The sequence below is a fragment of the Streptacidiphilus sp. MAP5-3 genome (assembly GCF_041262505.1).
Classification (GTDB): Bacteria; Actinomycetota; Actinomycetes; order Streptomycetales; family Streptomycetaceae; genus Streptacidiphilus.
In genome coordinates this window covers 225,062-246,946 of record NZ_JBGCCL010000006.1, presented here as the reverse complement: position 1 = coordinate 246,946, position 21,885 = coordinate 225,062, and the positions used below count along the sequence as shown (strand labels likewise).

The following is a 21,885-nucleotide window of genomic DNA, read 5'->3' as shown; positions in this document are numbered from 1 at the left end:
TAGTCCCAGCGCGTGACTTCTGCCGCGCACGCGCAACAGCCCTTCGTCCTCCCCGAGTTCTACGTCCCCCACCCCGCGCGGCTGAGTCCGCACCTGGAGCGGGCGCGGGCCCACACCAAGGAGTGGGCCCGGTCGATGGGCATGCTGGAGGGCTCCGGCGTCTGGGACGAACGGGACCTCACCGCGCACGACTACGCGCTGCTCTGCGCCTACACGCACCCCGACGCGTCCGCCGAGGACCTGGACACGGTGACCGACTGGTACGTCTGGGTCTTCTTCTTCGACGACCACTTCCTGGAGCTCTTCAAACGCACGCAGGACCGTGCGGGCGCCAAGGCCTACCTCGACCGCCTCCCGGCGTTCATGCCGCTCGACCTCGCGGACGGGATGCCCGAGCCGACCAATCCCGTCGAGGCGGGTCTCGCCGACCTGTGGCGGCGGACCGTGCCGCATCTGTCGCCGGGCTGGCGGGCGCGGTTCGCGGAGAGCACCCGCAATCTGCTCAACGAGTCGCTGTGGGAGCTGTCCAACATCAACGCCGGGCGGATCGCCAACCCGGTCGAGTACATCGAGATGCGCCGCAAGGTCGGCGGCGCGCCCTGGTCGGCCGGACTGGTGGAGTTCGCCGCGCGGGCGGAGGTGCCGGAGCGGGTTGCGCACGGAAGGCCGCTGCGTGTGCTCCGCGACGCCTTCTCGGACGCGGTGCACCTGCGGAACGACCTCTTCTCGTACCAGCGCGAGGTCGAGGACGAGGGTGAACTCAGCAACGGCGTCCTGGTGTTGGAGACCTTCCTCAACTGCTCCACCCAGGAGGCGGCCGACGCCGTCAACGACCTGCTGACCTCACGGCTGCACCAGTTCGAGCACACCGCGCTGACCGAGGTGCCCGAGCTGGTGACGACGCAGCGGCTCGACCCCGTCGAGGTCGCCGCCGTCTTCGCCTACGCGAAGGGCCTGCAGGACTGGCAGTCCGGCGGGCACGAGTGGCATCTGCGCTCCTCCCGCTACATGAACGAGGGCGCGCTGGACGGCGCCGCCCGGACCCCGCTCGGACTCGGCGGCCTGCTGCCCGGCGTCGGCCTGTCGGCCGCCGACATCAAGGCGCTGACGAACCGTCTGGGGCTCAAGCGGATCCGCAGCTTCACCCATGTGCCGCACCAGCGCGTCGGACCGTCCCAGGTGCCGGTCCCCGCACCGCCGTTCCCGCTGACGCTGAGCCCGCATCTGGACGGCGCGCGCGAGCGGCTGCGGAGCTGGTGCGCGGAGACGGGGCTGTACAGCGAGGGCCTCTGGGACGACCAGTTGCTCGCGGAGATGGACTTCGCCCTCTGCGCGGCCGGGATCCTCCCGGACGGCAGCGCGGAGGACGTCGACCTGGCCGCGCAGTGGCTGGCCTGGGGCACCTACGCGGACGACTACTACCCGCTCGTCTTCGGCCGCACCGGCGACCACGCCGCCGCCCGGCTCGCCAACGCGCGACTGCGCACGCTGATGCCGGTGCGCCCGGACGATGCGCCCGGTCGACCGACCACGCCGCTCGAGCGTGGGCTGGCCGACCTGTGGCAGCGCACCGTCTCCGGCCTGGACCAGGGCGCGCGCTGGGCGGTCTTCGACTCCGTCGTCGTGATGCTGGACAGCTGGATCTGGGAGCTGGACAACCAGGCGCTGCACCGGATCCCGGACCCGGTCGACTACGTCGAGATGCGCCGCGACACCTTCGGCGCGTCGCTGGCCATGGCGCTGACGCGCCTCGGCAAGCCGGCCCTGCTGCCGAACGCCTTCTACGCGAGCGGCACGGTCCGCGCGATCGAGGGAGCGGTGGCCGACTACTGCTGCCTCCTCAACGACCTGCACTCCTATCAGAAGGAGGTCGAGTTCGAGGGCGAGCTGCACAACGCCGTACTGGTGGTGCAGAACTTCTTCGACTGCGACTACCCGACGGCCGTCGCCGTGGTCGCCGACCTGGCCGACTCCCGGCTGCGGCAGTACCAGCACCTGGTCACCGAGGAACTCCCGGTGGTCTGCGCGGACCTGGAACTCGACGCCGACCAGCTGGCGGCCGTGACCGGCTTCCTGCGGGAGCTGGAGGACTGGGCGGCCGCGATCCACCGCTGGCACGCGGAGAGCGGCCGCTACCGCGAACGCGAGCTCCTGGCTCGCTACGGCGGCGGACCGGCGGGCGCCCGGACCGGCCCCCGGCCCTCGGCCGGGGGTACCGCCATGGGCCCGAAGGCCCTCACCTTCCCCTCCGGCCCGTCGGGGCTCGGGACGCAGTCGGCGCGCATTCCCGTATTCGCGTCCCGGCAGGGGTGACGCGTCGGTCCTCGGCCAGAGGGCTGAACTCCGTACCGCTCGGCGGAGTTCAGCCCGACCGATCCCCCCTCACGCGAGGCAGCGTCAGGTCAGCACGACGCGAAGGATGGCGACCAGCCCGACCGCGACGATCACGCCGCGCAGCGCGGGCGGCGGCAGCCGTCGTCCGACCAGCGCACCCAGCTGGCCGCCGATCACCGAGCCGACCGCGACCAGCAGCACCGCCCGCCAGTCGATCGGCGCGCTGAACAGGAAGAACACCGCCGCGATCCCGTTGATCAGCAGTGCCAGCACGTTCTTGACCGCGTTGATCTGCTGGAGTCCCCTGTCCAGCAGCAGCCCCATCAGCCCGAGCAACAGCACGCCCTGCGCCGCGCCGAAGTAGCCGCCGTAGATCCCGCACAGGAAGACACCGACCAGCAGCGCCCGTCCGCCGAACTCCGGACGCGGCTTGTCGCTCTGCCGCGCCGCCAACCGCTTGGCCAGCAGCGGCTGCACCAACACCAGCACCAGCGCGGCCGCGATCAGCACCGGCACGGCCGCGGTGAAGGCCCCGGCGGGCAGCTCCACCAGCAGCGTCGCCCCGGTCAGACCGCCGAGCAGCGCTGCCGCGCCGAGCCGACGCAGCAGCCCGCCCTGGTCCGCGAGCTCGCGCCGGTAACCTATGGCGCCGCTGATCGAGCCCGGCACCAGGCCGAGCGTGTTCGACACGTTCGCCGTGATCGGCGGCAGCCCGGCTGCGAGCAGCACCGGGAAGGTGATCAGCGTCCCCGAGCCGACCACGGTATTGATCATGCCTGCGCCGATTCCGGCCGCACAGACGCCCAACTGGGTCCAGCCGGACGCACCGGCCAGCCCTGCTGCGGCAGTCGTCACCACTCCGCTCATTCATCGTCCCCTTGTTCGGTGATCCAGCCCGCGTACGAACAGGCGGTGCCGGTCATGGTCCGTACAGCGAGCTTCTCATCCAGCTCCCATGTAGCTCCCACGGGCGTCTCAGTGCGCAGGGGAAGTCTCGGAATGCGGAAGCAGACTTCGGCACCTCCGGTACCCCCGTAACGGCCGGTCACCTCCGCAACGAACGAACCCGGCGGAAGGGACACACCGATGGGCCTGCACAGCGGAACACGTCTGACGCGTGGCGTGGGCTACCGCTGTCGTGCAGGTGCGCTGGTCGGAAGCGGTCTGCTGCTCGCCGGGGTGACGCTCAGCTTCACCTCCGCACAGGAGGGGACGGCGTCGGCGGCGGGGACGCAGATGGTCCCGGTCGGGAGCACGACCCCGATGACACCCGCGCCCAGGTCCGCGCCCGAGCCGAAGTCCTCGCCCAAGGCGGCTCCCAAGGCCGCGCCCACGCACACCCCCACCCCGACACCAGCCCCCACAGTGACCGCCGTCCCGACGGCGGACGTGCCGGAGACCGCATCCGGGCAGTCGCAGGTGCTGTCCGCGTCCCAGCAGTCCGCCAAGGTCGGCGCGATCTTCTCCTCGTCCTCGATCGCCCCCGGCAACCACCACTGCACCGCGAGCGTCGTCGACAGCCCCTCCGGCGACGTGATCGTCACCGCCGCGCACTGCCTCTCCGCCGGCAACGGCGGCGGCGCGGTCTTCGTCCCCGACTACCGCGACGGCGGCACGCCGGACGGCGTCTGGCAGATCACGCAGGTGGTGGAGAGCAGCGGCTGGACCGGCGACGGCGACCAGGACGACGACGTGGCCTTCGCGGTCGTCGCCTCGCAGAACGGCCGCAGCCTCCAGTCGGCGGTCGGCGGCGGCTACACGCTCTCGACCCAGAGCACGACGACCGCCCAGGTCCAGCTCACGGGCTACCCGTCGGCGACGGACGAGCCGATCACCTGCACTGGCTCGGCGTCGGCGTTCTCCAGCACGCAGCTCACCATCTATTGCACGGCCTTCACCGGCGGCACCAGCGGCAGCGCGTGGCTCGCCGGCTACGACCCCGCGACGGACTCGGGCAGCATCATCGGCGTCATCGGCGGCTACGAACAGGGCGGCGACACCGCGGACACGTCGTACAGCATCGTCTTCACGCCGGCGACGCAGAGCCTGTACGACGAGGTCGCGTCCAGCTAGGCCCTGTCTGAGTGCCGTGAGGAGTTCACCAGAACCGTAACGACCGTGCCGCAGCAGGCCGCAGGCAGGCCTTGAGCAGGTAGGTTCCGGCTGTGCGATTCGATGCCGTGCCCAAGCCTCCGACCGTCGCCGACCGTCCGCAGGACGGGCGCGGCTACCCCGTGCCCGCGATCACCCCGTTCGAGGACGGGCAGCCGCAGTTCGCGCGGACCGACTACGCGCGCAGCGCGGACTGCGCGGTGCGGCGGCTCTGCTCGGTCTGCGGCACGGCCATGCCCGCCGGACCGGTCTGGCGGGTCGTCGGAGCGGGCGAGGCGGAGGCCATCGGCGCGGCGCGCGCCGCCGGGCGTCCGTACCGGAACCTGCAGCCCACCTGGGAGGGCCCGGGCCACCGGGCGTGCATGCTCTACGCCTCGATGGTCTGCCCGTACCTCGGCCGCCCGCAGGCGCGGCGCCGTGTCCTTGACCGCGGCACCGCGCGCGGCGCGACCGGCGCCGTGGTCGGGTTCGCCGACTACGAGTACGCGGTGCTGGAGTCCCAGGTGCTCTTCCGCTTCGTCGACGTCGTCGAGTTCCTCCCCCACGACGACGCTGCGACCACGCATCTGGCGGCACTGGAGACCGAACTCGCCTCCAGGCCGCCGAAGGAGCGCTCCTGAGCGAAGGAAGTGGCGAGTCCGGTGCGCGTGCTCAGGGACGGTAGGCGGGAAGGCCGGTCGCCGTGGTGACCAGGCGGGGTGCGGCGGAGCCGGTGAGCGGCAGGACCTCGATGCCCTGCGGAGTGCGGACGGCGACCGAGTGGCCGTCCGGAGAGACGGCCGGCTCGGTGTAGTCGGTGGTGGCGTTCGGCGTGAGGTCGACCGGGGTGGAGCCGTGCAGGCCGTTCTCCTCGAAGACGTGGTCGTGCCCGGCGACCGAGCGAACGAAGACCATATCCTCCGAGTCCTGGTCGGCCATCGCCGGCTCGGAGCCGTTGGTGAGCTTCCAGCCCATCTGCCGCAGGTAGTCGTCGCGGATGTAGACGTCGCCGTCGACGCTGTTGGCGTAAATGGTGTCGCCCATGTGGCCGCTGTTGATCCAGGTGTTGCCGGCCGTGGGCGGCGGCGTGGCGTTCGAGCCGAACATGCCGTTGAGCCCGAGGACCGTCGGGGTGGCGTCGACCGCGGTGGCCGGAACCTGCATCAGCTTGCTCGAAGCGCCGGATCCGGCGACGAAGAAGAGGTTGGCGCGTGCGGGAAGGTGGTCCGGGTTGCTCGCCGGGACGGCCTGCCAGGCCGGGTGCGACCACGGCTGGTTGCCGGGGTTGCGGGCGGCGGTGACCCGGTGGCTGCCGTCCGGGTCGGCGACGTCGAGGTTGCCGCTGCCGTCGATGAACGCGGCCTTGCTGCCGTCCGGCGACCAGGCCAGATCACGCACCACGACGCCGAAGTCGACCCAGGAGCCGTTGATCAGCACGCGGTCGGTGCCGTTGCTGACGGTCAGTCCGGCGGTTCCGGCCCCACTCCAGGAGGCGGTCGTCGCGGCGCCACCGCCGGTGGAGCCGCCGGAACCGCCGGTGGTACCACCGGAGTTGCCGCCGCCCTTGGCGGGCGCGGCGGGGGCGGACCCGGACCCCGAGGCGGTGGGAGCGGGAGGCGAGGACGACGACGCGGATCCGCCCCCGTTCGGTCCGCCTCCGTTCGGCCCGCACGCGGTAAGCAGGCCGCCGGCGGTCACGGACAGGACGAGTGCTGCGGCAGCTATGGTCGAACGAGCACGCATGACGGATCCCCCCAGAGATCAGGTCTCTCAACTGTGGTTCCGACCAAGCGTTCTGATCACTTCGGGATCATTGTGGGTTCGCTTGAGCGGCTGAGATGAGAGTGCCCGGATCCCGTCAGGAAACAGTCCGGCGGCTGTCACAGCCCTGCAACAGCCGCCGGTCATGCTTGCCACTCGACTCAAGGGCCGTCAGTCGACCTCGATCTGACCGCCGTTCAGCTCCTTGCGCTGCGGCTTGCGGTCCTCAGCGGAGCCGCTCGGGGTGCCCAGGTTGCGGCGGACCGAGTCCAGGATGGTCAGGCCCTGGCCGACCAGTCCGGCGGCGATCTCGCCCAGGCCGTCGGCACCGTTCAGCACGTTGACGTTGGCGCCCTGGAGACCGGCCGAGGCCTCCTTGACGATCTGCGGCAGCTGGTCGATCAGCATCCGGTCCAGCGCGACGCGGTCGTGCGACGCGGCGGCCTCGGCCTGGATCTTCATCCGCTCGGCCTCGGCCAGGGCCAGCACCCGGATCCGCTCGGCCTCGGCCTCGGCCGGCTTGACGATCTCGGCGACCAGCTGCTGCTGCCGCAGCTCGGCGGCGCGCTGGGCCAGCTCGGTCTGGGCCGAGAGCACCTCCTGCTGGGCGTGCGCGGCGGCCAGCGGACCGGCCTGCGCGGCCTGGGCCTGGGCCCGGTCGACCTCGGCGTTGTACTGGGCCTTGACGACCGCGGTCTGCCGCGCGTACTCGGCCTGGTTCCGCGCCGCCGCCTGCTCGGCCTCGGCCGCGGCCTGGGTGGCCTGGGCCTGGGCGATCTGGGCCGCCCGCTGGATGTTGGCCTTGTGCGGCGCGGACATCGCCCCGATGTAGCCGGTGTCGCCGTCGTCGATGGACTGGATCTGCAGCGAGTCGACGATCAGGCCGATCTTGGCCATCTCGGCCTTGGAGGTCTCCAGCACCTCGGTGGCCAGCTTCTGGCGCTCGGTGACGATCTCCTCGACCGTCATCGAGCCGATGATGGAACGGAGGTGACCGGCGAAGATCCGGCCGGTCAGGATCGACATCTGATCCTGGTCGGACAGGAAGCGCTGGCCGGCGTTGACGATCGACTCGTGGTCGTTGCCCACCTTGAACGCGATCACGGCGCGGACCGTGAGCGCGATGCCCTGACGGGTCACGCAGGTCTCGGCGACCTCCGACTCGCACATGGCGAGAGTCAGAAAGCGGGTCTTGCGGAAGACCGGCAGCACGAACTTGCCGTGGCCGGTGACGACCCGGAACGGTGCTCCCCCGAGCCCACGCCTGCCACCGGAGATCAACATCGCCTCGTCGGGGGCCGGAACGCGGTAACCGAACATCTCTCTTGTCTCCTCTGAAGAAGAAAAACCCCGTTTTTGCAGCTGTACGGCCCTCGTGGCGGGTTTCCCGTGGTCCCCATGGTTCCCTCGGATTCCCGGGTTACCCCTGGATTCCGTCGGTTTCCCTGGCTCCCTTGGGATTTCCCGCCCCGAGCCGCTTCCGGGCCGCCCCCGGACCTGGTCGCTCAGACCTGGTCGTCCGGGTCGGCCCACTCGATCACGTCCACCTGCCGCGCCCCGCGCGACTCGATGACCAGCACCGTGGCGCCGACCGGCAGTGGCTCCTCCGACCAGGCCATGAAGGCCTCGGTACCGCCGCGGACCCGGACCAGCACTTCACCGGGTCCGGCGCTGCCGCGGGTGGCGATGAGCAGTCGTCCGGTGCAGCCGATCACGGCCTCGTCGCCAGACATCCTCGCGCGCCCCTTTCCGGTGTTCCTGCCGTTCCGGTGTTCCTGCCGTTCCTGCTTGTCCCACGTTGCTGCGGATCAAGACCCTAGCGCTGTTCACCCGCGCTGAATGCGTCCGGGCGCCGGAAAACGTCCCAGCAAGGTTCAGCGCGGTGTGCAGCGAGGTGTGTGGGGCACCGAATGCGTCCGGGCGGCGCACTCTGCGTCTGCTTCCTATGCTGGTCTTGTCACTGGACTTGTCATCTCACCGGACACGTCACGTGCACAGTTGTCGCAGCCAGGCGCCGATATCGGTGGCGCCCCGTTCCCTCGGCCCGCTCGGGCGCCCCGATCGCACGGATCACCGGTATCGCCGACTCTGACCCGGTCGGAACGTCGGAACGAAGGTGAATCCGTATGGCTACCGCGACCGCGCCTTCCAAGGGGGCGCCCTCACACGCACTGAAACGTGACATCGGGCTGATCGGCCTGACCTGGACCTCCGTAGGATCCATCATCGGTTCCGGATGGCTCTTCGGCGCGCTGTTCGCCGCGCAGGCGGCTGGTACTGCGGCGTTGGTGTCCTGGGGCATCGGCGCCGGCGCCATCATCATCCTGGCCTTCGTCCACGCGGAGCTCGGGGCGGCCTATCCGGTCGCGGGCGGGACCGGCCGGTTTCCGCACTACGCCTTCGGCACCGCGGCGGGCGCGTCCTTCGGATGGTTCTCCTGGCTGCAGGCGGTCACCGTGGCGCCGATCGAGGTGCTGGCCGCGCTGAACTACCTCAGCGTCCACGCCACCTGGATCCAGACCGGTAAGAACCACCTGACCGGCGGCGGCTACGCCCTGGCCGTGGCCTTCATGGCCTTCTTCGTCGTGGTCAACTGGTTCGGCATCCGGGTGCTCGCGAACACCAACTCCGCCGCCACGTGGTGGAAGATCGCCATCCCGGTCTTCACCATCATCGTCTTCGCGTCCACCCATTTCCACGGTAGTAACTTCGCCTACCAGGGGTTCTCGCCGTTCGGGGCCAAGGGCGTGCTCTCGGCGGTGAGCACCAGCGGCATCATCTTCGCCCTGTTGGGCTTCGAGCAGGCCGACCAGTTGGCCGGTGAGAGCAAGAACCCCAAGCGCGACATCCCGGTCGCGGTGATCGGCTCGATTCTGATCGGTGCGACGATCTACATCCTGCTGCAGGTGGTCTTCATCGGCGCGTTGCCGCACAGCGCGTTCGCGCACGGCTGGGCCAACCTGTCCTTCGCTGGCAAGGCGGGCCCGTTCGCCGGTCTGGCCACCACGGTCGGCCTGGGCTGGCTGGCCACGATCCTGTACATCGACGCGGTGGTCTCGCCTGCGGGCACCGGCCTGATCTACACCACCGCGACGTCCCGCGTCTCGTACGGACTGTCCCGCAACGGCTATGTGCCGTCGATCTTCGAGCGGACCACCAAGCGCGGCGTGCCGTGGTTCAGCCTGTTCTTCGCCTTCGTGATGGGCCTGGTCGTCTTCCTGCCCTTCCCGACCTGGCAGAAGCTGGTCGGCTTCATCACCTCGGCGAGCGTGCTGATGTACGCGGGCGCGCCGCTGGCCTTCGGCGTGCTGCGGATCTCCGACCCGGCGCGCAACCGTCCGTACCGGCTTCCGGGCGGCGGGTTCTGGTCACCGGTCGCGTTCATCGTCGCGAACCTGATCATCTACTGGTCCGGCTTCGACACGCTGTGGCGCCTGGGCCTGGGCATCCTCCTCGGCTACCTGTTGGTGGGCACGTCGGTGGTGTTCAAGCTGAACCCGAACACGCCGCACCTGGACTGGAAGTCCGCACAGTGGCTGCCGGTGTACCTGATCGGCATGGGCGTCATCTCCTGGCAGGGCGGCTTCTGCAGCAGCGGCCCCGCCAGCACCACGTCCTGCGGAGCGACCAACCGCCTGCCGCTGTGGTGGGACATCATGACGGTGGCTCTGTTCAGCCTGGTCATCTACTACTGGGCCCGTGCGGTCCGGCTCCCGGCCGAGGAGACCCAGGAGTACATCGGCTCCGTGGACGTCGGCGGACCGGGCGAAACCGGCGGCGCGAACGGAACGGGTGGAACGGGTGGAACGGGCGGAACGGGCGGCGGCTCCGACAGCGATGCGGGCGGTCCGAGCAGCTCCGGCGGTTCCAGCGGCGGCCCCAGCGGCTTCGACGGCCCGACCGGACCCGGCGGCCCGGGCCTGTCCAAACGCTGATCCCCGGCCGTCCATCCGGCTTTCCCCGAAAGCTGCCTGACCTAGCGTCAGGCAGCTGTCCCTGTCGGCACCTTGGCGAGGCCGCTCGGAGCGTCAGCCGCGCAGGGCGGCCATCCAGGTCTCGATCGCGTCGGCGTCGCGGGGAAGGGCGGCGGAGAGGTTCTCGTTGCCGTCCGGGGTGACCAGGAGGTCGTCCTCGATGCGGACGCCGATCCCGCGGTACTCCTCGGGAACGGTCAGGTCGTCGGGCTGGAAGTAGAGGCCGGGTTCGACGGTGAGCACCATGCCCGCCGCCAGGGTGCCGTCGACGTAGGACTCGGTGCGGGCCTCGGCACAGTCGTGGACGTCCATGCCGAGCATGTGGCCGGTGCCGGCCAGGGTCCAGCGGCGCTGGAGGCCGAGCGCGACCACCTCGTCCACCGGCCGGTCGCCGAACAGGCCCCAGGCGACCAGGTGTTCGGCCAGTACGCGCTGCGCGGCGTCGTGGAAGTCACGGTAGGCCGCGCCCGGCTTGACGGCGGCGATGCCCGCCTCCTGGGCGGCGAGGACCGCGTCGTAGATCTTCCGCTGGAGCGGGGTGAACCGGCCGTCGACGGGCAGAGTGCGGGTGACATCGGCCGTGTAGAGGTGGCGGGTCTCCACCCCGGCGTCCAGCAGCAGGAGTTCGCCGGAGCGGACCGGTCCGTCGTTGCGGACCCAGTGCATGACCGTGGCGTGCGGGCCCGCGGCGCAGATGGAGTTGTACCCGACCGCATTGCCCTCGACGCGGGCACGCAGGTAGAAGACACCCTCGAGGTAGCGCTCGGAGGTGGCCTCGGCCTGCTCCAGCGCGCGCACCGCGTCCTCGAAGCCGCGGGCCGTCGACGCGCACGCGGAGCGCAGCTCGGCTATCTCGAACTCGTCCTTGACCAGCCGCTGTTCGGCGAGGAAGGCACGCAGCTCCTCATCCCGCCCGGCATCGGACCTGTCGCCCAGGGCGGCCTCGGCGCCTGCGTCGTGTCCACGCAGCACCCGGACCGCCGGGCCGGTGACGGCGGAGAGCTCGTCGGCGAGCGTGCGGACGTCGCGGCAAGGAAGGCCGAGCAGGCGCTCGTTCTCGGTCAGGCTGTTGCGGCGGCCGTCCCAGAGCTCACCGTGGTAGTCGAGCCAGAACTCGCCGGTGTCACGGTCGGAACGCGGCAGGACGTACGCGACGGCGTCATGGCCGCGGCCCTGCGCCGTCGGGGTCAGCACCAGCACGCCGTCCTCCGACTGGTCGCCGGTGAGGTAGGCGTACTCGGTCGAGGGCCGGAACGGGTAGTCCATGTCGTTGGCCCGGACCTTGCGGTTGCCGGAGGGGACGACCAGCAGTTCGCCCGGAAAGCGGGCGGAGAGCTCGGCGCGGCGGCGCGCGGTGTGCGCGGCCTGCGGGAGGGGCTCCAGGTCGTGCCGCTCGGTGTCGGCCCAGCCATGCCGCATGGCGTCGGCGAGCTCCGCGCTGACGCCCGGATAGAGGCCGTTCTTGCGCGCCTTGATGGCCGGCTCGGAACGCTCGGTCACGACTGCCTCCTGCACGACGGCCGGGACGCCCCGGACGATCTGGACGCCCCGGACGACCCGTATGGGTATCTGGCCCGTACGGTATCCCGCCGCACTGACAGCAACGGCGGTGCCGGCCTTCCGTGGCAGCCGGTGCGGAACCGGGACAACGTCAATGCACGTAGCCGTAGTTCACACGAGCAGGTGAGGTAGCCGTTGGCCACGGCGTTGCGCGGGCATGGCGGCCCTAGCATCGGCACCGCAACCGGACCTTCCTCTCCGGTTTCCGCCGACGAGGAGCGACGAGGAACGACGAGGAGTTCCGCGCCCCATGCCCAACCTCCCTGCCCCGACCGCGCACCTGCCGCTGCAGGCCGCACGTTGCCAGTACGAGGGCCTGCCGATCCATGCCCACCCGCCGTTCGGCGTGCTGCGCCCGACGCGCCGGATCCGCGAACACGCACGCATGCGTCTGTCCGGCATCCCCACCCAGGGCACCCCGTCGAGCTACTCGGTGGGCGACTGGGTCACCGTCCGCAGCGCGGAGGAGATCCGCGCCACGCTGGACGCGACGGACCGCCTGCGCGGCCTCTGGTTCACCGGCAGCCAGTGGAGCTTCTGCGGCGGCACGTACCAGGTCGAGCACGTGGTCCGGCGGATGATGGACGACCACTACCGGATGCGCCGCGTCGCCCGCACCGTCACCCTGCACGCCGCGACCTGCGCGGGTGCGGGCCCCGGCGACGCGGGCTGCGGCCTGGGCTGCGCGCTGCTCTTCCGCGACGAGTGGCTCCGACCGGCGCAGACGCCCGCGCCCCGGCCGGAACCCGCCCACTACGCCACCGTCCGCAGCCTGCAGGAGATCCAGCAGACACTGGACTCCTCGGGTTCGCTGTTGGGCGTCCCCTTCCACACGGCCATGGCGCGCTTCGTCGGTATGCGCCTGCCGGTCCTCGGCGAGGTCCGCTCGAGGGCGCTGCCGCGCTGGCAGTACCAGGTCGGCGAGTGGTACCAGCTGGACGGCGTCCGCTGCGCGGGCGAGCCGCTGGCCGGTCTGGGCTGCGACCGGCAGTGCGCGCTGCTGTGGCACCGCTCCTGGCTGGTTCTGGAGTAGCGAGCGGCGCGCCCTCACCTCACCGCTTCCGGTAGGCGAGCCGCTTCGGCGCGTCGAGCCCGGCGAGGTACTCCTCGAAGCCGATCCGCCCGTAGGGCTCGCCCGGCACCAGGTTGGCCCCGGCTCGCAGCGCGCCGAAGGCCCGGCCGGGGAGGCGCAGCGGCAAGAGTGGACGGCCCGCGCGCCCGGTCGCGGCGAGGTACGCGCGGGCCAGGTCCCGCGCGTCCCGAGCGGCAGGGCCGCCGATGTCCGGCGCCTGTCCGCCGACCGGCTCGGCGGCGGCCAACTCGGCGAGCCGAACTGCCACGTCCCGCACGTCGATCGGCTGGAACCGCACCGAAGGCACCGGCACCACCGGCAGTTTGGCCGCCGCCGCGAACAACGTCCGCACCAGGTCATGGAACTGGGTCGCCCGCTGGATCGTGTACGGCAGCCCGGACGTGGCGAAGACCTGCTCGGCCTCCGCCTTGGCCCGGTAGTAGCCGAGCGGGATCCGGTCGATCCCGACGATCGACACGTAGACCAGGTGCGGCCCGCCTCCGGAGGCGGTGGCCCCGGCAGCCCTGGCCCCCGCCACCAGGTTCCGCGCCAGCGCCGCCTCCTGGCCCCGCCCGAACGCGGTCGCGCAGTGCACGACCACGTCCGCACCGTCCAGCGCCTCGGCGACCCCGCTCCCGCGCTGCAGATCGGCGACAGCCCACCCGTACGCCCGCTCACCGCCGGTCGCGGGGCGACGACTGACCACCCGCACGTCCCGCCCCTGCTCCACCAGCCGCTCGACCACAACCCTCCCGAGCACCCCGGTCCCTCCGGTCACCACGACCGTGCCGCCGCTCATCCGCACCACGCCTTCCGCTCGCCTCATCTGCTGCCAACAGGAGGACAGCCGAGCGCCCCGGACCGTGACATGCCGCGCCGTACGGCAGTGCCTACTCCGCCGGATCGGCGGGATACGCGCCACCGCGGAAGAGCAGGCTCAGGTGCGGGCGCGGACGCGTCGCGTGGACATGGGCGGCGTCCGAGCGGTCCGCCGGGCGGTCGCGCTCCGGCGCGGCCAGGTCGCGCAGGCGGTCGAGTCCGGCCAGGACCTCGTCCCGGCTGTCGGCGCGCTTCATCCACAGCGGCAGTCGCGAGATCATCGCCAGGGTCGGCGTCGGTCCGCGCTCGCGCAGCCGCACGCCGACGAAGGCGGCCAACTCGTCGACGTGCTCCTCGTTGTAGGCCCACAGGATCCGCCCGACGCAACGGGTCTGGAGCCAGAGCGGTTCCCCGAAGAACGGGTCCTCCGTCCCGCCCGGCGTCACCCCGCGCAGGCCCGCGCGCTCCATGCCGGGCCGCCAACTCCGGTGCTCCCCGCACGCGGCGCAGGAGAGCCGACGCGGCAGGAAGAGCAGCGCGCTCGTGTACTTCACCTCCTGCGTCCCGGGCCTCGGCAACACCACCGCCCGTCCCTCGCACCTCGGGCACACCACGTACAGCCGCCCCGCGAACCCCGCCAACCACCGGCCGTCCCCCCGATGCCGCTCCGGGTCGCGCCCACCTCCGCCACCGCTCACGCCACTCACGCCAGTCATGCCGCCCACGCTGGCACGCCCATGCCCCGCCCCGCGACCGGATTCCCGCCCGCCGTCCCTCCCGTCCCCGCGCTCCCGGCGGGCGGGCGCAGACCCGCGGACCCATCCTGGAACCATGCGCCGCAGCAGCGTCGACTCCTCCTGCCTCCGCGCGGTCGGCTGCGACGCGTCGGGGCGGCTGCTGGAGCTGGAGTTCATCGCAGGGACGGTCTACGACTACGCCGCCGTCCCGCCGTCGGTCCACGACGGCCTGCTCCACGCGGAGAGCCTCGGCCGCTACTTCAACCGCCACATCCGCGGCCACTTCCGCTACCGCCGGGTCTCCTGATCAAGCCCTCTCAGACAACCCGGGCGCGACGGATCTCGCGGCCGATCTAGAGTGGCTGGAGATTTCCCGGTCCACGGGCACGGCGCGGAACCCTGCGCACCCTGCGCGTGGCCCGTTGCCAGCACCCACAAGGAGCTAAGGAGCACAGATGGCCAAGGCCCTCGCCGAGGCGGTCGCCTCGCTGATGCCGCGTGCGCGGGAGGAGCTCGCCGAGCTCGTCGCGTTCCAGTCGGTCGCCGATCCGCGGCAGTTCCCGGTCAGCGAGTGCGAGAAGGCCGCGCGCTGGGTCGCGGACGCGCTGCGCGCCGAAGGGTTCGCCGAGGTGGACGTGCTGGACACGCCGGACGGGACGCAGTCCGTCTACGGCTGCCTGCCCGGCCCCGAGGGCGCGCCAACGGTACTGCTCTACGCCCACTACGACGTGCAGCCGCCGCTGGACGTGGACGCCTGGGACACCCCGCCGTTCGAGCTGACCGAGCGCGACGGCCGCTGGTACGGCCGCGGCGCGGCGGACTGCAAGGGCGGCGTGCTGATGCACCTGCTCGCGCTGCGCGCCCTGCGCGCCGAGGGCGGCGTGCCGGTGACGGTCAAGGTGATCGTCGAGGGCTCGGAGGAGCAGGGCACCGGCGGCCTGGAGCGCTACGCCGAGGCCCACCCCGAGTTGCTCGCCGCCGACGCGATCGTCATCGGCGACTGCGGCAACTTCCGCGTCGGCCTGCCGACGGTCACCGCGACGCTGCGCGGTATGACGCTGGTCGAGGTCGGCGTCCGCACGCTCCGCGGCAACCTGCACTCGGGCCAGTTCGGCGGCGCAGCCCCGGACGCGCTCGCCGCGTTGATCCGGATGCTGGACTCGCTGCGCGACGAGACCGGCGCGACCGTGGTCACCGGCCTGGAGGCGCAGGCCGGGAAGACCTGGGAGGGCCTGCAGTACGACGAGGCCATGTTCCGCTCCGACGCCAAGGTGCTCGACGGCGTCGGCCTGATCGGTACCGGCACCGTCGCCGACCGGATCTGGGCCCGGCCGGCCGCGACCGTGCTCGGCATCGACTGCCCGCCCGTCGTCGGCGCCACCCCGTCCGTGCAGGCCGAGGCGAAGGCGCTGGTCAGCCTGCGCGTGCCGCCGGGTCTGAACGCCGCCGACGCGCAGGACGCGCTGGCCTCGCACCTGACGGCCGCCGCCCCGTGGGGCGCGCAGGTCGAGGTCACCCCGCGCGGCCAGGGCCAGCCCTTCCGCGCCGACGTCACCAGCCCGGCGTACGCGGCGATGTCCGAGGCGCTCTCGACGGCGTACGACGGCGAGGAGATGCAGGTGGCGGGCCAGGGCGGCTCGATCCCGCTGTGCAACACGCTGGCGTCGCTCTACCCGCAGGCGGAGATCCTGCTGATCGGCCTCAGCGAGCCGGAGGCGCAGATCCACGCGGTCAACGAGAGCGTCTCGCCGGAGGAGTTGGAGCGACTCTCGCTGGCCGAGGCCCTCTTCCTGCGCGGCTACGCGGAGAGCAAGGCGTAGCGGCAGCAGATACGCGCCCGGGCCCTCGCCGTCAGCTGCTCACCCCCAGGCGGGAGTTGGCGGCAAGGGCCACGGCGGTGGGGTCGGCAGCGTGGCCCCGTCCGCACCGGTGACGGCGAGCTCAGCGGCGAGCTTGCCGCCGGACTCGGCGCCCAGCTCGGCCCCGGGCTCAGCGCCGGGTTTGCCGCTCCGGCCGCTGAGCCAGCCGAGCAGCGCGTGGCCGGGGCCGGTCACCACCGGGTCACTCGCTGCGGCGGACAGCTGCCACTCCCGCCCCAGGTCGGTCGCCTCGATCCGGGTGACCGGGAAGTCCCGGGCAGCCAGGCCGGGGGCGGTGCTGTCGAGCGCCCAAGTGACGTACGCGGCAGGCCAGTCGGCGGGGCTGTAGTCGGCGGCGAGGTCGACGCGGTGGTGCTCCAGCTCGCGCCAGCAGCGGTACAGCGTGAACCACGCCGGATGCCGGTAGCCGCCGAGCGCGGTGACCAGCACCTCCCACCGCTCCGCCGGGACGGTCGCGGCGAGGTCCAGCAGCCCGCCCACGCTGCCACGCAGATCCGCCGCGAGCGCGGCGGCTCCGTGGTCGGCGCCCTCCGCGACGGCCCGCGCCAGCGCCGCCCCGTCCGCGCGCGGGCCGGGCTCACGGCCGGTCGCGGCCAGCGTCACCAGCCACTGGTACGCCTCGGCGGCGCGGGCCACATGGACCACGACCTGGCTCCGGTTCCACCCCGCCAGCGCTGACGGAGCCCGCACCTCGTCGTCGCTCATCCCGTCGAGCTGCCCGGCGAACCCGTCCAGCGAACGGCGTACCTCGTCGATGATCTCCCTCATGGCCGCACTGTACTGATCCCGCTCGGCCGTTGACGGCTGCTCAGCCGGACACGTCCTTCATCGCGACGACCTGGTCCACCCGCGCCCGGACCAGGTACTCGCCGGGAACGGCGTTGCGCGCGCCGAACTCCTCCGCCCGCGCCGCGCCCATGTAGCGACCACCGATCCGGGTCGCCCAGCGCCGCAACTGCTCCAGGTCCTCGACGAGTTCGAGCACCGTGCACTCCAGCATCACGAAGCTGAACGGCGGCTGCTGATCGTCCACGCAGAGCGCGAACCGCGGATCGCGCCGCAGCGCAGCGGCCTTGACCGACTTCTCCCCGGTGTTGAACAGCAGCACCGGCCGCCCGTCGACCTGCTCGTCCTCGTGCAGCAGGAACCACACGGGGGTGACGTGCGGCCGTCCGTCCCGCCGCGTCACGGCGAGCTTCCCGGTCCGCGTGCCCGCCAGCACGAACGCCTGCCACTCCGCCTCGCTCATCGTCGCCATTCCCGCATCCTGGCACGGCGCGGGCGCTTCAACCGGGAAGGAACGGGCCCGCGCCGTCTCCGACGATGTGTGCGCCGCTACGCCCGGACACTGGTGATCTCCGTCGTCATCACGAAAGAACGGTCCGGACGGAGTCGGGGACTACCGCGTCGTGTACACGGTGGAAAACGGTCAATTGAGCGTGTGGGTCCTGCGAGTCGGAAACCGCCGCGAGGTCTACCGCAACCTGTAGGAGAGGGACGTCCGCGACCTGCGCGTTTCGACGGTGGCAGACGCACCGCAACCGGGGCGGGCATGTTCATGCTCGGGCAAGACCTTGACGTGGGACGGGTGTGAATCCCTCCCAATCGGGCGGTTTCCTGAGGAAATTCTCATCTTGGCCGCAGAGCCTGCCCGCATGGCTACCAGTGTGCTCACCGCGCCTCCGGAGTCGGTGCCGGTCAGGCCCCGGCGTCGGAGAGCGTTCTGGCAATCCCCCGAAGACCAGCCCGGCTATGCCAGACCCGCGCTCCTCGGCATCGCCGTCGTCGCGGCCGTGCTCTTCGCATGGGGGATCGACCAGGCCGCCTTCCACAGCTTCTACGCGAACGCCGCCCGCAGTGGTTCGGAGAGCTGGAAGGCGTTCATCTTCGGCTCGTTCGACCCCGCGAGCACCATCACGCTCGACAAGCTGCCCGGCTTCGTCTGGCCGCAGGCGCTCTCCGCGCGGATCTTCGGGTTCCACCCGTGGTCGGTCGCGCTGCCGCAGGCGATCGAGGGCGTGCTGGCCGTGCTCGTGCTGTACAAGGCCGTACAGCGCTGGGCCGGAGCGAACGCGGCGCTGCTCACCTGCGGGCTGTTCACGCTGACCCCGGTGATCGCCGGCCTGTTCCGCACCTCCGTCGAGGACCCGGCGTTCACGCTGCTGCTGATCTGCGCGGCCGAGGCGGCGCAGCGCGCGGCGCAGACGGGACGGCTGCGGACGCTGCTGATGTCGGGCGTGTGGGTCGGACTGGCCTTCCAGACGAAGATGCTGGAGTCGTGGGCGGTGCTGCCCGCGCTGGCCGTGATCTACCTGGTGTCCGCGCCCTCGACGCTGCGCCGCCGGATCGGGCATGTGGCGCTGGCGGGCGTGGTGACGGTCGCCGTCTCGGCGTCGTGGATCCTGCTGGTGACGGTGACCCCGGCCAAGGACCGCCCGTACGTGGACGGGACGACGAACAACTCCGCGTTCAGCATGGTGGTCGGCTACAACTTCCTGAACCGCTTCTCCTCGGTCGGCATGAGCGCGTCCGACAGCGGCAGCGTCCAGGGCGGCATGTTCGGCGGCGGCAAGGGCGGCCACGGGGGCGGCGGCGCAGGCCTCGGCGCGCACTCGGGCACCGGCGCTGGCGCCGGGACCGGGACCGGGACGGCGGGTGGCGGCTCGGCCGCGTCCGGTGCCGGTTCCGGTTCCGGGACCACCTCCGCCAAGGCGATGGCCTCGGCGGCCATGGCGCTCGGCAACGGGAGTGCCGGCAGCGGCTGGGGCAAGATGTTCGGCTCCGCGATCACCTCGCAGACCGGATGGCTGTACCCGCTCGCCGCGCTCTCCCTCGTCCTCGGCCTGGTCTGGAGTCGGCGCAGGCCTCGAACTGACGCGCTGCGCGCCGGGTTTCTGATGTGGGGCACCTGGCTCGCCATGTTCTTCCTGGCCTTCAGCGCCGGAAGCGTCGGCGGCCACAGCTACTACATGGGCGTCATCGCGACGCCGCTTGCCGCGCTGAGCGGCGTGGGGCTGGTGCAGCTCTGGCGCGGGTACCGCGCGGGCGGCCGACGCGTGTGGGCGCTGCCCGTCGCGATCGTGTCGACGGTGGCTTACGCCGTGGTGCTCTCCGACCCCTACCCCTCCTTCCGGCCGTGGGCGATGTGGCTGGCGATCGTCGCGGGCGTGGTCTCGCTGGGGCTGCTGTACGCGGCGAAGATGCCGCGCTTCTCGGGTCGGCGGATCGCGGTGGCGGGCCTGGTGGCCGGTCTGGTCGCGGTGGTCGCGACTCCCGCCGCGTGGGCGACGTCGGTGCTGGGCGGTTCCGGCAGCGGCATGGCCGGGATGATGGGCACGGTCGGCCCCGCGTCCTCGCAGGGCTTCGGCGGCGGCGCTGCGGCGCCCGGCGGCGGACACCGTGAGGGCTTCGGCGGCGCAGAGGGATCCGGCGGATTCGGTGGCTTCGGCGGTGCCGCGGCCGGTGCGGGCGGATTCGGCGGGTTCGGCGACCGGTCCGGCAAGAGCGGCAGCGGTCGCGCCGGGATGGCCGGTGGCGGCGGGTTCGGATCTTCGTCCGGTTCGCTGACCGCGCAGCAGCAGCAACTGTTCACCTACGTCTCCGCGCACGCGGACGGCGCCCGTTACCTGATGGCGACCACCAGCTGGAGCACCGCGTCGCCGTACATCCTGGCCACGGGCAAGGAGGTGCTGCCGATGGGCGGCTTCTCCGGTGACGCACCGAGCCCGTCCCTGGCGCAGTTCCAACAGCTGGTCAGCAGTGGTCAGTTGCACTACGTGCTGCTCGGTGGCGGCGGCATGGGCGGCTTCGGCGGAGGCGGCGGCAGCACGTCGCCGACGACGGCCGTGCAGAACTGGGTCCGCCAGTCCTGCACCGTCGTCCCGGCCGGCGACTACGGCGGCACCTCGACCGGCACCTCGTCGACGAAGTCGCCCTCCGGAACCGCAGGCGGAGGCGGAGCCTTCGGCGGGTTCGGAGGGTTCGGCGGCGGCGGGTTCGGCGGAGGCGGGTTCGGCGCTGGCGGCTTCGGCGGCGCCCGCAGTGCCACGCAGCAGCAGCTGTACCGCTGCGGCACCGGCAGCTGACCTCGGCGGCACCGTCCCGCGTACGTGATCAGGCCCGGCTTCGGCCGGGCCTGATCCGTGTCCGCACCCCTTCGCTGATTCGCTCCTCGGATTCGCTCCTCGGATTCGTCCTCGCGAGCCTCCTGGCTTCCGCCCGCTCCCGTGGGTTAGCTGGGGATCCGGTCCAGGGTCCAGGGCCCAGGCCCCGTCACAGCACACCGCGTCGAGAGGCACTGCTTTGAAGGTGACCGAGATCATCCCAGGCTCTCCCTGCTGGGCGCAGCTGAGCACCAAGGACATGGAGGGGTCCAAGAAGTTCTACGGCGGGCTGTTCGGGTGGACCGCCGAGACCGACCCGGACCCCCAGTACGGCGGCTACACCACGTTCTCGCTTAACGGCTCCCCCGCAGCCGCCGTGGCCCCGCTGATGAACCCGCAACAGCCGGTGATGTGGCTGCTGTCGTTCGCCACCGCCGACGCCGACGCCACCGTCGAGACCGCCAAGTCGGCGGGCGCGCAGCTGTGGATGGGGCCGATGGAGGTCGGCGACCTGGGTCGCTGGGCCCTGCTCAGCGACCCGACCGGCGGCGCACCGCATGCGGTCTGGCAGGCCCGGGGGTTCAAGGGCTTCGGCGTGGTGAACGAGCCGAACTCCTTCGGCTGGATCGATCTGTCCAGCAGGGACCCGAAGGCTGCCGTGGAGTACTACAAGACCGTCTTCGGCTGGCAGGTCTGGCCGAACGACGTCTACCAGATGGTGGGTCTGGCCGACGACATGTTCGGCGGCGTGATGCAGATGGGCGACGAGTTCCCGCCGGAGGTTCCCTCCTTCTGGAGCCCGTTCTTCCTGGTCGCCGACGTGGACGCCTCGGCGGAGACCGCGAAGCGTCTGGGTGCCGAGCTCATGCACGGCCCGGTCGACGTCGAGATGGAGAACGGCCCGAGGATCGCCGTGATCCGCGACCCCGAGGGCGCCGTCTTCGGCATCTTCGCCCCGAGGGCCTGACACAGCGCAACGCCCGAACCCGAAGGCCCCGATCGCCGAGCGGTCGGGGCCTTCGCCGTGCCGCTGGGGAGCCGTGGCTATGCGGTCAGCGGCCACCTGGGCTTCGGCAACGCCGGCGAACGGGACAGCGCCCACGGCGTCGCAGCCGTCGGCCACCTGCTGACGTGATCTCCTCTTCCAGACCCGCCACCACCTGGCTGTCGGCGAGCAGTTGTTCATCTACTGCCCCGAGCTGCATGCCGTCCGAGGTCTACACGACTCCCCCGGCCCTGGCCGCGCAGATGACCCCGTAGCTACGTGGCAGGGCCCCGACCGGAACGCGGATGATGTTGGTCGATTCCGTCAACTCCGGGGACGGGGCGAAGTCGTGCGAAGTGGCTGGTACGGGTGCTGGTACGGGTGTGGGCCCGTGGCCGCAGGGCCTCCACCACATCTCCGCCGCTCCTCCGCCATGCCTTTTCTGCGCCTTTACCGCACCCACCCTCCGCAGAATGCGTCGATAACCCGTTCGCCTTGTCGCACGCCTGCTCTAGGATCCGTCCTGCCGAACACGTGACGCCTCCGCAGTCCCATCGCGGCAGGCCCCA

The 21,885-nt window shown here is 71.7% G+C and carries 18 protein-coding genes and 1 pseudogene; 10 read left to right on the top strand and 9 right to left on the bottom strand.

All coding sequences use genetic code 11. From position 1 onward, the window contains the following. Positions 1–12: 12 nt before the first annotated feature. Positions 13–2,313: a germacradienol/geosmin synthase gene (locus ABH928_RS12750; protein ID WP_370065425.1), complete on the top strand. Its 2,301-nt coding sequence runs from the start codon at positions 13–15 to the stop codon at positions 2,311–2,313. Positions 2,314–2,397: 84 nt separating this feature from the next. On the opposite strand, the gene ABH928_RS12745 is transcribed toward ABH928_RS12750, so the two are convergent. After that, a complete protein-coding gene (locus ABH928_RS12745) occupies positions 2,398–3,201 on the bottom strand; it encodes a sulfite exporter TauE/SafE family protein (RefSeq protein WP_370065423.1) in 804 nt (267 codons plus the stop codon). 219 nt (positions 3,202–3,420) lie between these two features. Between ABH928_RS12745 and ABH928_RS12740 the strand changes: the two genes are divergently transcribed. Further along, complete coding sequence (locus ABH928_RS12740) at positions 3,421–4,407, top strand: serine protease (RefSeq protein WP_370065421.1); 987 nt, start codon at positions 3,421–3,423, stop codon at positions 4,405–4,407. A gap of 92 nt (positions 4,408–4,499) precedes the next feature. Then, complete coding sequence (locus ABH928_RS12735) at positions 4,500–5,066, top strand: hypothetical protein (protein ID WP_370065419.1); 567 nt, start codon at positions 4,500–4,502, stop codon at positions 5,064–5,066. A gap of 31 nt (positions 5,067–5,097) precedes the next feature. Here the strand turns inward: ABH928_RS12735 and ABH928_RS12730 are convergent, their stop codons facing one another. From ABH928_RS12730 to ABH928_RS12720, 3 genes are all read right to left on the bottom strand, one after another. Continuing rightward, the gene (locus tag ABH928_RS12730) at positions 5,098–6,168 is read right to left on the bottom strand and encodes a hypothetical protein (RefSeq protein ID WP_370065417.1); all 1,071 of its coding nucleotides are present in this window, start codon (positions 6,166–6,168) and stop codon (positions 5,098–5,100) included. 189 nt (positions 6,169–6,357) lie between these two features. Next, positions 6,358–7,506: an SPFH domain-containing protein gene (locus ABH928_RS12725; RefSeq protein WP_370065415.1), complete on the bottom strand. Its 1,149-nt coding sequence runs from the start codon at positions 7,504–7,506 to the stop codon at positions 6,358–6,360. A 185-nt stretch (positions 7,507–7,691) separates the two neighbouring features. Continuing rightward, the gene (locus tag ABH928_RS12720; protein ID WP_370065413.1) at positions 7,692–7,919 is read right to left on the bottom strand and encodes a hypothetical protein; all 228 of its coding nucleotides are present in this window, start codon (positions 7,917–7,919) and stop codon (positions 7,692–7,694) included. Positions 7,920–8,312: 393 nt separating this feature from the next. Between ABH928_RS12720 and ABH928_RS12715 the strand changes: the two genes are divergently transcribed. Beyond that, on the top strand, positions 8,313–10,121 hold the full coding sequence (locus ABH928_RS12715; protein WP_370065411.1) for an APC family permease: 1,809 nt from the start codon (positions 8,313–8,315) through the stop codon (positions 10,119–10,121). Between the two features lie 93 nt (positions 10,122–10,214). On the opposite strand, the gene ABH928_RS12710 is transcribed toward ABH928_RS12715, so the two are convergent. Further along, complete coding sequence (locus tag ABH928_RS12710) at positions 10,215–11,660, bottom strand: aminopeptidase P family protein (protein WP_370065409.1); 1,446 nt, start codon at positions 11,658–11,660, stop codon at positions 10,215–10,217. Between the two features lie 310 nt (positions 11,661–11,970). Between ABH928_RS12710 and ABH928_RS12705 the strand changes: the two genes are divergently transcribed. Continuing rightward, entirely contained in the window at positions 11,971–12,753 is a 783-nt protein-coding gene (locus tag ABH928_RS12705; RefSeq protein WP_370065407.1) for a hypothetical protein, read from the top strand. Between the two features lie 19 nt (positions 12,754–12,772). On the opposite strand, the gene ABH928_RS12700 is transcribed toward ABH928_RS12705, so the two are convergent. Then, positions 12,773–13,591 (bottom strand): SDR family oxidoreductase, encoded by an 819-nt coding sequence (locus ABH928_RS12700; protein WP_370065405.1) that lies wholly within the window; start codon positions 13,589–13,591, stop codon positions 12,773–12,775. A 91-nt stretch (positions 13,592–13,682) separates the two neighbouring features. Then, the gene (locus ABH928_RS12695; protein WP_370065403.1) at positions 13,683–14,165 is read right to left on the bottom strand and encodes a hypothetical protein; all 483 of its coding nucleotides are present in this window, start codon (positions 14,163–14,165) and stop codon (positions 13,683–13,685) included. A 277-nt stretch (positions 14,166–14,442) separates the two neighbouring features. Here ABH928_RS12695 and ABH928_RS12690 point away from each other — a divergent pair, with 277 nt between their 5' ends. Continuing rightward, positions 14,443–14,655, top strand: a complete 213-nt coding sequence (locus ABH928_RS12690) for a KTSC domain-containing protein (RefSeq protein ID WP_370065401.1) — start codon at positions 14,443–14,445, stop codon at positions 14,653–14,655. Positions 14,656–14,803: 148 nt separating this feature from the next. Next, on the top strand, positions 14,804–16,168 hold the full coding sequence (locus tag ABH928_RS12685; protein ID WP_370065399.1) for a dipeptidase: 1,365 nt from the start codon (positions 14,804–14,806) through the stop codon (positions 16,166–16,168). A gap of 39 nt (positions 16,169–16,207) precedes the next feature. Here the strand turns inward: ABH928_RS12685 and ABH928_RS12680 are convergent, their stop codons facing one another. Continuing rightward, complete coding sequence (locus ABH928_RS12680; RefSeq protein WP_370065397.1) at positions 16,208–16,996, bottom strand: maleylpyruvate isomerase family mycothiol-dependent enzyme; 789 nt, start codon at positions 16,994–16,996, stop codon at positions 16,208–16,210. 40 nt (positions 16,997–17,036) lie between these two features. After that, entirely contained in the window at positions 17,037–17,486 is a 450-nt protein-coding gene (locus tag ABH928_RS12675) for a PPOX class F420-dependent oxidoreductase (RefSeq protein WP_370065395.1), read from the bottom strand. Between the two features lie 133 nt (positions 17,487–17,619). Between ABH928_RS12675 and ABH928_RS12670 the strand changes: the two are divergent. The 3 genes and pseudogenes from ABH928_RS12670 to ABH928_RS12660 all read left to right on the top strand — a co-directional run. Beyond that, positions 17,620–17,718: pseudogene (locus ABH928_RS12670) on the top strand (type II toxin-antitoxin system RelE/ParE family toxin); the annotation flags it as partial. Between the two features lie 165 nt (positions 17,719–17,883). Beyond that, positions 17,884–20,313, top strand: a complete 2,430-nt coding sequence (locus ABH928_RS12665) for an ArnT family glycosyltransferase (protein ID WP_370065393.1) — start codon at positions 17,884–17,886, stop codon at positions 20,311–20,313. Between the two features lie 223 nt (positions 20,314–20,536). Then, the gene (locus ABH928_RS12660) at positions 20,537–21,298 is read left to right on the top strand and encodes a VOC family protein (protein ID WP_370065391.1); all 762 of its coding nucleotides are present in this window, start codon (positions 20,537–20,539) and stop codon (positions 21,296–21,298) included. Positions 21,299–21,885 lie beyond the last annotated feature (587 nt).